The organism is Chryseobacterium sp. Leaf405, from assembly GCF_001425355.1.
GTDB lineage: Bacteria > Bacteroidota > Bacteroidia > Flavobacteriales > Weeksellaceae > Chryseobacterium.
This window is the reverse complement of record NZ_LMQN01000021.1, coordinates 1-11,251: the sequence shown is the minus strand read 5'-3', so window position 1 is coordinate 11,251 and position 11,251 is coordinate 1. Positions and strand designations below refer to the sequence as shown.

Genomic DNA, 11,251 nt, shown 5'->3' with positions numbered 1-11,251 from the left:
GGCACCTTTGGTGCCGCCGAAATTATTATATTGATAAAAAATAAATTAATTACGCTTTCGGATCCGGAACAAAAACTCTCTGTGCCAATTCCTGATCAAAAAGATACAAAGCCGATGGGTTATCGCTTACCATTTTTATTTTAGTAACCAACTGAGAGGCGCTTGCTTCCTCTTCTACCTGCTCATTGATGAACCACTGTAAGAAAGAAGTTGTTGCAAAATCACCTTCATCGTTAGCATTTTTTACGATATTGAAAATACTTTTTGTCACTTTCTTCTCATGTTCCAATGCTTTCTGGAAGATATCGATCGCACCATCAAATTCGTGTGGCGGTTTAGCAATTTCTCCTATGATAATTTCTCCGCCCACATCGTTCAAATAATCAAACATTTTATCAGCATGCATCAATTCTTCTTTGCTCTGCACTCTGAAATAATTGGCAATCCCGTCCAGATCTTTACTGGAAAACCATGCCGACATAGAAAGGTAATATTGTGCAGCGTATTGTTCGTGACCTATTTGTTCGTTAATTAACTGTGCAATTTTTTCGCTTATCATAAGTAATAAATTTACGGTCAAAATTAGGTAATAAAACCCCGAAATCAAAAAATTTAATAAAAATTAATAGAAAAAGGACGGAAATTACTTCCGTCCTCTTACCATTAAAAAACTAAAATTATGTATGATTAATTTGCATCCGGAGCCGTATTCATTGACTTATGCATTTTTGCTCCTCTCTCCTTCATCGCTACTTTTCTCTGCTCCATTTTTGCTTTTCTGTCTGCTTGCCATTTATCATACTGTTGAGGAGTTAAAATCTGCTTCATATCTGCATCCATCTGCGCTCTTTTCGCCTTCATCTCTTCCATCTTTGCCTGTCTTTGATCTTTATTTTTATCAAACTCAGCCTTCATTTCAGATTTTCTTCTGTCATGAAGTGCTTTTATTTTTTCTACCTGACCTTGATTAAGGTTTAGATCTTTTTGCATCTGAGCCAAACGTTCCTGCTCTTTTTGCTGATGCTTCTGGTGAAATTCAGCTTTCTTTGCCTCTTTGTCCTGAGGAGTTACCTGCTGAGCCATTGCAAAACTTCCAAATCCAATCATTGCTATTGTTAAAACTAATTTTTTCATGTTTTTAAATCTTTAATTAATTGTTATACATCTTTTTGATTATCAAACAAACTATTAGTTAAATGGAATTATTCATAAAAAATGTTAAATTTAAATATTAATAATTTAAATCAAATAAATAAAAAAGAGCAGATCCTAAAACCTGCCCTCACACCACTTAAATATAATATATGAAAATTAATTCTTTGCAAATCCGTTTCTAAAACCGCCACCATTATTTTGTCTCGGTGCGGAATTTTCACTTCTTTTTGAACCGCCATCATTTCCGTTTCTGAAACCTCCGCTACTATTTTCTCGTCTCGGAGCTTCTTGTCGTCTCGGTTCACTATTTCCACGGAATCCACCATTGCTTCTTACCCCTCCGTTTCCGTTATTCTCGGCTCTTTCAGTTCTGAAACCACCATTAGGTCTTCCTCCTCCATTGTCACTGTTTCCTCTGAAACCTCCACTGTTATTTCTCACTCCATTATTATCATTTCTGAAACCTCCGGAATTATTATTTCTATTCTCTGCCTGATTACGGAAACCTCCGTTATTACCATCTCTTACACCACCTCTGAATCCATTATTAGGTCTTTGGCTTCTTACAATATTGAAAGTTGGATTATCATTTCTACGGAAATTATTTCTTTCAACTCTGTAAATATTAATGTTCACATTTCTGTAACGAGGCATCGGTCTGCAAATGGATGCGTAATGCGTTCTTCTGTAATTCTGGAAATACACTACCGGACTGCTACCTCTGTAATAATTATTTTGAAAAACTACGAAAACTCTTGGTCCCATGATTCTCTGCAATGCGTAGAATCTGTCATAATACCATCTGTCAGGATTATATCTGTAGAAATTATTCCAAGTTGAAAAATTAACATACAGATTATTTAATCTCATAATCTGATCCATCTGCCAACTGTTCAATCTGTTTTGTGCAAAAAATACATTCCAGTTGATACTTACGATACTATTCCTATAGTCATTATAATTCGTCTGATAATAATCTCCGGGATAATAATCCTGTGGATAATTGTAGTAATAATCATCAGGAAAATAATTCTGATCATCCTGATCGCTATAATATTCTCCATCATTCTGATAATATCCGTCATCATTTCCATATCCGTTGTTTGGATACTGCTGAGCAAAAGACAAAGTTGCTATGCTCAAAGCAAAACCGATTAATATTTTTTTCATTTTTATAGTCGTTAATTGGTTAATATAGTAGAATATTTAATTCTACCTTTTTGATATAAATACAAAAAAGAAGTTAAATCTTTCGATAAAACTTCTTTATATTTATTATTAAGTATTTGATAATCAAATGTTAAATTTACGATCTTCCACTATCTTTTACCCAGCCTGCTATTTTTTCGTTGAAAGATTCATAATCTTTTAAGTTTTCCAGATTCAGATGCATTCTGTAACGCCAGTAATGTGGAAAAACTGCGGGATTATTGATTCTTTCGTTTTCAATATTAGGATTTGTGAGCTCTTTATCTGTAGTTAAAAATTCCTGAATCGGGGAAATTGCCAACATGGCATCATTATAAAGATGTTGTTTCATAATGATTTCAGCCAAATCAGAATCCAGTTCTTCAGGTGCTTTCCCGTATTGAACTAATTGTTGATTAAAATACTTCTGCGTTAAAGCCGGATCTTCTTTCCACCATTGTCTTAAAGTAGAACTGTCATGAGATGAAGCCGTAACCACATTCAGATAACCTACATTTTTCGGATTAGAAAAAGGAACTTCACCTGAAGGCATTCTTTGAACTTTTAAAGCAATAATTGCCAATTCATCCATCACTTCAGGTACACAATCCGGAACCATTCCCAAATCTTCCCCACAGATCAACATTTTTGTAGCATTTAAAATTACCGGAAGCTTTTCCATTGCTTTTTCTCGCCAAAGATGATCCTGTCTTTTGAAAAAATAATCCTGATACAAATCATAAATTGATTTTTTCTCCCAATCTGATAAATATTTATAAGATTCTGTTTTATAAACATTAAATCTCGGATGATAAACAACCTCACCTCCTCTTTCTTCAGTTAAAAATAAAACGTTGGCACAAAGGAAAATCAACTGTTCTTCAATCGAGCCACGAGAATTTTTCTTAAAGAAATCTGATAATTTTCTTTGTGAATTAAATTCCTCTTTAAATGAATAAGTTCCGTCTTGATTATCACTGATAAATTCAAAAACTTTATCAATATTTTCTCCGAAATAATTCTTGAGAATCTCATCATTGATAAATGGTTTACAATATCTGTCAACATTAAACGGAATATGTCTGGCACTGAATTCTTCCAACGTAACCGGAACAGCTGGATAGAAATATCCCAAAATCCCCTGCGTTGCGGAGATAGGCATTCTCCAGATTCTGAAAAACCCTAAAATATGATCAATTCTCATCGCATCAAAATATTGTTCCAATGCTTTGAATCTGTTGATCCACCATTTATAACCGTCTGCTTTTATGGCTTCCCAATTATAAGTTGGAAATTCCCAGTTCTGACCTAATTCTGTAAACTGATCCGGTGGTGCTCCGGCCTGAAAATCCATTCCAAACAATTCAGGTTCCGTCCATGCTTCCACAGAATATCTGTAAATCCCAATAGGCAGATCTCCTTTCAAAGAAATCCCCAAACGATGTGTGTAATCGACTGCATCTTTCAGTTGTTTATGAAGCTGATACTGAACCCAAGCATGAAGCATTGACGCATCATAATCTTTACTTTTAGTCGTAAAAAATGGAGTAATTTTTCCTGCGATATATTTTTTATGCGTTTTCCATTCATTAAAATTCGGAGTTTTATACTTGTCTCTCAACACGCAAAATGCAGCATAAGGAACTAGCCAGGATTCGTTATCTTTTATAAACTTTTTAAAAATTCTGTCTTTATAAATTTTGTCTTTATCGGTTTCAAAAACAGCTTTCAGATATTTCCATTTTCCAGAAATCATCTTTTCGTAGTCGATTAATTCTAAAGAATTTAATACCGATTTCTCAGACTGATATTCTTCAACTAATTCTTTCGGTAATTTAAAATCAAGATTTTCCAACGAGATATACTGTGGATGCAATGCGTAAACAGAAACCGCAGCATATGGGTAAGAATCGGTCCATGTATAATTTGCAGTTGTATCATTGATAGGCAAAATCTGAATAATCCCAAGATTCATTTCATTTGCCCAATCTGCCAGTTTTTTCAAATCTGCAAACTCTCCCACTCCAAAACCGTCTTCTGCTCTCAATGAAAATACAGGCACCGCAACTCCTGCATCGTGATACATCTGTGAAAGTTTAAATTTAAAATAATGATCAGAAACAATCTGCAAAACATCTTTTGTCTGATTGGATTGAGTAAATCGATTTTCACCCGCTTCAATATCGATTATTTTTTTCTCTTCGCTATCGTAAAGACAATACTTGTATTGTATTAATTCATTTTCAGGAATTTCAACAGAAGTTTCCCAAATTCCAAAATCTGTCTGGGATAAATGAATCGCCTTTTCATAATTCCAATTTCCCAATGAAGCTGTATTTCCGATAAGTACAATCTTCCAATTGGGTTTATACAAAGGAGCTTCAATTCTGAAAAGATGTGTATGTTTTTTTAAAATTGAATTTTTCTCAGGAACAAAATGATTCAGTTTGTTGTAAAGAATTTTATTATTCAAATAATTTTCAGGAAAATTCTTATTATTCCATTGATCAAAAATAATGAATTCTTTGTAATTGTGCGGAAAATTGAGACGATGAGAAACAAATTCTTCCCTCAGAATATTTCCTTTATGATCTACAAGCTGATATTTATAAGAAATCGATTTTGAAAAATAATCAACCTCACATTTCCACGATCTGTTATCTCCGCAAAACATAAGATGACTGTGTGAAACCTCTTTCTCATCAACGATCAGCAATAATTTTTCTCCAGCTTTTGCTGTATAACCGACATTAAAATATAGCTTCATTTATCTTTTTTTTATAAAAATACGTTATAATCCTCAAAAACAGAATGCATTGAATATCAAATATTCATTAAAAAAAACCTTCTCATTATCTGAAAAGGTTTCATATTTTAATTGTATCAAAGATTATTCCGTTACCAGAATTTTCTTGTTTAATAATATTTTTCCTGATTCATCGGCAATGTTTACCAAATAGGCACCACTTACCAAATTTTTTAGATAAATCTGCTGATTCAAAGATCCGTCTTTTACATACAGACTTTGATTCATTACGCTCTTACCTGACAAATCGAAAACAGTCATTTTAAGGTTTCCTTTTACATTTTTATCGTTTACATTTACATTGATCAGTTTCTCCTCAACTCTTGTTGGATAAATATCAATATTTGCAAAAACATTCGTAGAAGTCAGTTTATCATTAGCGAAATATTTACTCGCCAAATCGTAGATATGCAAATTTTGTTCACCTGCAATTTGTTTTGCCTGTAAAGTATTCAAATCAACTTCATACAAAGGAGCTCCTTTTGCACTTGCAATCACCACTTTTCCTTTAGAATCTACCGCAGAGCCGTTCACCGAATAATTTTCAGGAATACCTGAAATCTTTCCTACGAATTTTGCCTTCAATTCTTTAGGTGAAACCTTGAAAACATTTCCTGAAGCTGAGAAAACATAGAAATTATTTTCTGCATCAGCAATCATATCTCCTCCAAAACCTGTTTCAATAGTTGTAAAAGAATTTTTCCCGTTGGAAGCATCATCTTTAATGATTCCCAAATCATTTACGACATATTGATTTCCTTTTCTGCTGATCTGTAAAAACTGAGTTCCTGCATTGTTGACCGCATAAATATTTCCATCATAACCCATTGTCATTCGAGTCATGTGAGAATTGATGTCGCATGAAGTGACTCTTGCCACAGTATTTTCAACCAAAGTAATCTCTTTGGTTTTGTGGTTTAAAACATAAATATTTGACGAATACATCGGCATATACACCAGATTATTATTGGTAGGATCATAAGCCAATGTCGCAATATTAACCGACTGAGAATTACTGAATGAATTTTTATCTTCAGCCACAGAACCGTTTCTCGACTGTGAAAATACTTTAGCAGAAGAATCTGATGTAAAAATTTGCTCTCCTGAAGTACCACTCGTTACATCAAATGCCCGAAAATCATTGAAAATAATACTCGGTGTATCTTTTCCTACCAAAGCAAAAAAATCTTGCTGTGCAGAAGCGTTTGCCCCGATCAACAGCAAAAACAAAGGGAATAAATGTCTTTTCATAGTATATAAATTTAAGCTTAATCATTTTATTATAACTAAGTTACATAATTTTTGGATTAAAATTAAAAAAATATCTAAGGTTGGAATAAGAATCTTATTTATACTATGCTCCTGTCATTCTGACTAAGGAATCTCAATCAATATAAACTAAGAGGTTCTTCATTACGCTTGCTCCATTCAGAAGACAGTACAATGCATAAAAAAACTCCCACAAAAAATGTGAGAGTTTATATAATTATTTTAAAAATTTTAGTTCAAAACGTAAGAAGTTCCGTCTCGTCCGTCTTTCAGTTCAATACCTTCTGCAAGAAGTTTATCACGAATTTGGTCTGAAAGATCAAAGTTTTTGGATTTTCTTGCCTGATTTCTCAGCTCAATTAAAACCTGTAATGTCTGATCTAATTTTTCGTTATTATTTTCTTCGATTGCCTGTAAACCTAAAACATCGAAAACAAGAACATTTAAAGTTTTTTCTAGCAATTCCAAATGTTCCATTGAAACGATCTTAGCTTCTATCGTATTAAGTTTATAAATATTATTTACAGCTTCAAAAATGTGTGAAATTAAAACCGGAGAATTAAAATCGTCATTTAAAGCTTCATAACATTTATCAATCCACAATTTAACATCAAAATATTGAGGATCATTAAGAGATATCTTATTTAAAAAGTTAACATCGTAATCACTTTTATATCTTTCTTTAATAGAAGGCAATAATTTAATTGCTTCCATTAATCTGATGAAACCTTTTTCACTTGCTAACATGGCATCATTAGAAATATCTAAAACACTTCTGTAATGAGCCTGCAGGAAGCAAAAACGAACAATCGACGGATGGAAAGGTTTTTCAAAGAAATCATTTTCACCAGTCATCAACTGCATTGGCAAAATATAATTCCCTGTTGACTTACTCATTCGTTGAGAATTCATTGTCAGCATATTGGCATGCATCCAGTAATTTACCGGAGAGGCATCATTGCAAGCTTTTCCTTGTGCGATTTCACACTCGTGGTGAGGGAATTTCAAATCCATTCCACCTCCGTGAATGTCGAAAGTCTCCCCTAAATATTTCGTGCTCATTGCTGTACATTCAAGGTGCCATCCAGGAAACCCTTCTCCCCAGGGCGAATTCCATCTCATAATGTGTGCAGGAGACGCTTTTTTCCACAATGCAAAATCCTGCGGATTTTTCTTTTCACCCTGACCGTCCAAATCGCGGGTGTTGGCGAAAAGTTCTTCTATATTTCTTTTTGAAAGTTCGCCGTAATTCAATCCTCTTCTATTGTATTCCAACACGTCGAAATATACAGAACCGTTGCTTTCGTAGGCAAAACCTTTTTCAATTAATTTTTGGGTTAATTCAATTTGTTCAACGATATGACCTGTTGCTGTCGGCTCAATATTAGGAGGTAATAAATTGAACATATCCAACACTTTATGAAAATCAACCGTATATTTCTGTACGATTTCCATTGGCTCTAATTTTTCAAGACGGGTTTGCTTAACAAATCGGTCGTTATTCACGTCTCCATCGTCTGTAAGGTGACCTGCATCGGTGATATTTCTTACATATCTCACCTTGTACCCCAAATGCATCAAGCTTCGGTAAATAAAATCGAAAGAAAGAAAAGTTCTCACATTTCCCAAATGCACATTGCTGTAAACCGTGGGTCCACAAACGTACATTCCGACATTTCCTTCTAAAATTGGTTTAAATATTTCTTTTTCTCCCGTAAGCGAGTTGTATATTTTTAATTGCATCGTTTTCTTTTTGATATAAATGATTTTAATTTAGCTTAAAGTTTAATTCGTTAAATGATTCAAATCTTTTAACAACAGCATTTACAGCAACAACAAATAATTGTCGCTACAAAAATCTTATCTGAAACTTTTTTAAATTTTATCATTACTTAAATTTATTACATTAGATTTTGAAGCTCCAATGTCATCTCTTAAAATTAAAATATTTTTATACAATTCTATCAACACTCGATTTCCTCCAATATTGAAATAGTCAGTTCTTTTATTTATAAGAGATCTTAGTTTTTCTTCAAATTTATTTAAATCTCCAAATTCCTCTTCAATATCATCAATTTTTAAAGGATTCATTGGATTCAAATTTACCTTTTCTAAATCTCTTCTTCGAAAAATTTTAATTAATATATCGTAAATTTCAAAATCTTGAATTTTAACTTCATCAATTCCTTTTTCAAGATTATATTTAACTAAAACATTCTCTTTGAATTGAGAAAAAATTTCAATAAAATTCTTTTCATTCTTTATCACGATTACACTTTCAAAATAAGATATTTCATGGCTATATCTTTCGGAAAGCAATCTGATATTTTTCTTTATGATTTTGTTAATCATTTATCTTACTTAATAATCCAATTTCGCATGACTCCCTACATAATGAAGGAATTCCTGTCTTGTAATAGGATTCGTTCTGAAAATCCCACTCAATTCTGCCGTAATCGTAGAACTTGCGGTATCTTTAATTCCTCTGCAATTTACGCAAAGATGTTTTGCATCAATAATACAGGCAACATTTTGTGTTCCCAGCGCATCTTTCAATGCATCTACAATCTGCATCGTTAATCTTTCCTGAACCTGTGGTCTTTTCGCATAATAATCAACAATTCTGTTAATTTTTGAAAGACCAATTACCTCACCGCTCGAAATATAAGCAACATGAGCTCTTCCGATAATCGGTAAAAAATGATGTTCACAGAACGAATATACTGTAATATCTTTTTCCACCAACATCTGGCGGTATTTATATTTGTTTGAAAAGGTAGAAATCCCCGGTTTATTTTCAGGAAGAAGTCCTCCGAAAATTTCATTTACATACATTTTAGCAACACGTTTTGGTGAATCTTTTAAGGAATCATCGGTCATATCAAGACCCAATGTTTCCATAATTTCACCAAAAAGCTCGGTTATTTTCTCTATTTTTTCTTCTGGTGATTTGTCAAAAGCATCTTTCCTAATAGGCGTATGTTCTTTTCCTGTGAAAATGTCATCATCGTTATCCGTAAAATCAACCATTTTTATTTAATTTGCAGCAAAAATACGGATAATATCTGTTTTATTAATTTCAAAATAAGCGAAAAATATTATCTTTCACCTCCATTTTCATCAAATGCTATGATTACTGTTGAAGAAGTACAAAATGAAAGTCACAGAAAAGAATTTTTAGAGTTTCCGGCAAGACTTTATCGGCATGACAAAAACTATATCAGACCTTTAAATAAAGATATTGAAGAATTCTTCAATCCCGAAAAAAACAAGTTTTTTAAAAGTGGAGAATGTTCTCGGTTTTTATTTAAAAATAAGGAAAATGAAACCGTAGGAAAAGTTGCCGTTTTTGTTAACACCCTGTATGAACAGAAACAACCGACAGGAGGAATCGGTTTTTTTGACTGTATCAATGATCAGGAAACAGCCAATTTTATTTTTGATTATTGTAAAAACTGGCTTCAGCAAAGAGGGATGGAAGCGATGGACGGACCGATCAACTTCGGAGAACGTGATAAGTTTTGGGGACTTTTAGTTGATGGTTTTGTCGAACCTTTGTACGGAATGAATTATAATTTCCCTTACTATAAAGATCTTTTTGAGAAATATGGATTCAATATTTATTTTGAGCAGCTATGCTTTTCAAGACCCATTTTTGCTGAAGTTTCAAGAGTTTTTACCGTCATGCACGCCAAGCACATCAAGAATCCTGAGATTTCCGCAATACCTATGAAAAAGAATAATCTGGAAAAATTTGCTAAAGATTTCACAGAAATTTACAATAAAGCCTGGGCTGCACACGGAGAGGGAAAATGTCTGGATGAAGCAAAAACCCTGAAAATGTTTAAGACCATGAAACCCATTATTAATGAGCATATTTCCTGGTTTGTGTATCATAACGGGAAACCCGTTGCGATGTGGATCAATATTCCGGACTTAAACCAATGGTTTAAATATTTACACGGAAAATTCGGATGGTTTGAGAAATTAAAATTTTTATGGATTAAAAAATTCAGAAAAAATGAAAAAATGGTTGGTCTCGTTTTTGGTGTTGTTCCGGAGTGGCAAAGAAAAGGTCTTGAAGGGTACATGATCTGGGAAGGAACCCAACATCTGAGAAAACATACCGATTTTAAGACCACAGAACTTCAATGGATCGGTGATTTTAATCCTAAAATGATAAAAATTGCTGAAAACTTAGATACAACTGTGACAAGAAAATTAGCGACTTACAGGTATTTATTTGATAGAAATAAAAAGTTTGAAAGGCATCCCGAATTATAATTTAAAAAAATAAAACTTATGGATTCAATAGTTATTTTAATTATTTTTTTTCTACTATTCTTGTTTTCAATTCCTGCGATTATTTTTCTCATAGCTTACCTTGCAGCAAGAAGCCGAAAGAAAAAACAGAAACTTTTACTCGAACAAATCGGTTCTCCTGAGTATTATGCTTTTGTTCGTTACAATATTGGGGATACTCAGAACCAATTTTTTAAAATAAAAGCTTTTCAGGGAAGCGGAATGATTTATGTTGAGGGCAGAGATATTCATTTTGTAGATACTTTGCATCAAAATCCTCATATTTTTCCTCTTGCTGAAAGTTCCATAAAATGGGAAGACATCAATATTGTGAACGGACTTTTAAAATGGTTTTCAGTTTCAGATAATACAAAAAAATATTTTTTCAATATTGAAAGCGGAATGTTTATTTTTAATACAAATTCATCTAAACCCACGACTAAGAGTGTTTTTGAGAAACTAATACAATATCAAAACGAGATTTGATAATATTGAATTTTTTATAGTTTCGGCGGCGGCTTTGCCGCCGCC

General features: G+C 33.0%; 10 protein-coding genes. 2 read left to right on the top strand and 8 right to left on the bottom strand.

Annotated features, from left to right (window positions below; translation table 11 throughout):
- Positions 1–49: 49 nt before the first annotated feature.
- The 8 genes from ASG22_RS20030 to folE form a co-directional block, all read right to left on the bottom strand.
- Positions 50–559, bottom strand: coding sequence for a ferritin (locus tag ASG22_RS20030; RefSeq protein WP_055988434.1), 510 nt, complete (start codon positions 557–559; stop codon positions 50–52).
- 128 nt (positions 560–687) lie between these two features.
- Complete coding sequence (locus tag ASG22_RS20025; RefSeq protein WP_055988432.1) at positions 688–1,134, bottom strand: hypothetical protein; 447 nt, start codon at positions 1,132–1,134, stop codon at positions 688–690.
- 177 nt (positions 1,135–1,311) lie between these two features.
- Complete coding sequence (locus ASG22_RS20020; RefSeq protein WP_055988430.1) at positions 1,312–2,325, bottom strand: hypothetical protein; 1,014 nt, start codon at positions 2,323–2,325, stop codon at positions 1,312–1,314.
- A 136-nt stretch (positions 2,326–2,461) separates the two neighbouring features.
- The gene (locus ASG22_RS20015; protein ID WP_055988427.1) at positions 2,462–5,110 is read right to left on the bottom strand and encodes a 4-alpha-glucanotransferase; all 2,649 of its coding nucleotides are present in this window, start codon (positions 5,108–5,110) and stop codon (positions 2,462–2,464) included.
- Positions 5,111–5,233: 123 nt separating this feature from the next.
- Positions 5,234–6,400, bottom strand: a complete 1,167-nt coding sequence (locus ASG22_RS20010) for a T9SS type A sorting domain-containing protein (protein WP_055988425.1) — start codon at positions 6,398–6,400, stop codon at positions 5,234–5,236.
- Between the two features lie 249 nt (positions 6,401–6,649).
- A complete protein-coding gene (gene cysS, locus ASG22_RS20005) occupies positions 6,650–8,161 on the bottom strand; it encodes a cysteine--tRNA ligase (RefSeq protein ID WP_055988423.1) in 1,512 nt (503 codons plus the stop codon).
- 132 nt (positions 8,162–8,293) lie between these two features.
- Complete coding sequence (locus ASG22_RS20000; RefSeq protein ID WP_055988421.1) at positions 8,294–8,770, bottom strand: hypothetical protein; 477 nt, start codon at positions 8,768–8,770, stop codon at positions 8,294–8,296.
- A gap of 9 nt (positions 8,771–8,779) precedes the next feature.
- Positions 8,780–9,448: a GTP cyclohydrolase I FolE gene (gene folE / locus ASG22_RS19995; RefSeq protein WP_055988418.1), complete on the bottom strand. Its 669-nt coding sequence runs from the start codon at positions 9,446–9,448 to the stop codon at positions 8,780–8,782.
- Between the two features lie 99 nt (positions 9,449–9,547).
- Between folE and ASG22_RS19990 the strand changes: the two genes are divergently transcribed.
- Positions 9,548–10,702: a hypothetical protein gene (locus ASG22_RS19990; protein WP_055988660.1), complete on the top strand. Its 1,155-nt coding sequence runs from the start codon at positions 9,548–9,550 to the stop codon at positions 10,700–10,702.
- Between the two features lie 18 nt (positions 10,703–10,720).
- A complete protein-coding gene (locus ASG22_RS19985) occupies positions 10,721–11,206 on the top strand; it encodes a hypothetical protein (protein ID WP_055988416.1) in 486 nt (161 codons plus the stop codon).
- Positions 11,207–11,251 lie beyond the last annotated feature (45 nt).

What these genes read in the sequence shown, in the direction of transcription:
- ASG22_RS20030 (WP_055988434.1), bottom strand. Translation starts at nt 559, where the DNA reads ATGATAAGCGAAAAAATTGCACAGTTAATTAACGAACAAATAGGTCAC.
- ASG22_RS20025 (WP_055988432.1), bottom strand. Translation starts at nt 1,134, where the DNA reads ATGAAAAAATTAGTTTTAACAATAGCAATGATTGGATTTGGAAGTTTT.
- ASG22_RS20020 (WP_055988430.1), bottom strand. Translation starts at nt 2,325, where the DNA reads ATGAAAAAAATATTAATCGGTTTTGCTTTGAGCATAGCAACTTTGTCT.
- ASG22_RS20015 (WP_055988427.1), bottom strand. Translation starts at nt 5,110, where the DNA reads ATGAAGCTATATTTTAATGTCGGTTATACAGCAAAAGCTGGAGAAAAA.
- ASG22_RS20010 (WP_055988425.1), bottom strand. Translation starts at nt 6,400, where the DNA reads ATGAAAAGACATTTATTCCCTTTGTTTTTGCTGTTGATCGGGGCAAAC.
- cysS (WP_055988423.1), bottom strand. Translation starts at nt 8,161, where the DNA reads ATGCAATTAAAAATATACAACTCGCTTACGGGAGAAAAAGAAATATTT.
- ASG22_RS20000 (WP_055988421.1), bottom strand. Translation starts at nt 8,770, where the DNA reads ATGATTAACAAAATCATAAAGAAAAATATCAGATTGCTTTCCGAAAGA.
- folE (WP_055988418.1), bottom strand. Translation starts at nt 9,448, where the DNA reads ATGGTTGATTTTACGGATAACGATGATGACATTTTCACAGGAAAAGAA.
- ASG22_RS19990 (WP_055988660.1), top strand. Translation starts at nt 9,548, where the DNA reads ATGATTACTGTTGAAGAAGTACAAAATGAAAGTCACAGAAAAGAATTT.
- ASG22_RS19985 (WP_055988416.1), top strand. Translation starts at nt 10,721, where the DNA reads ATGGATTCAATAGTTATTTTAATTATTTTTTTTCTACTATTCTTGTTT.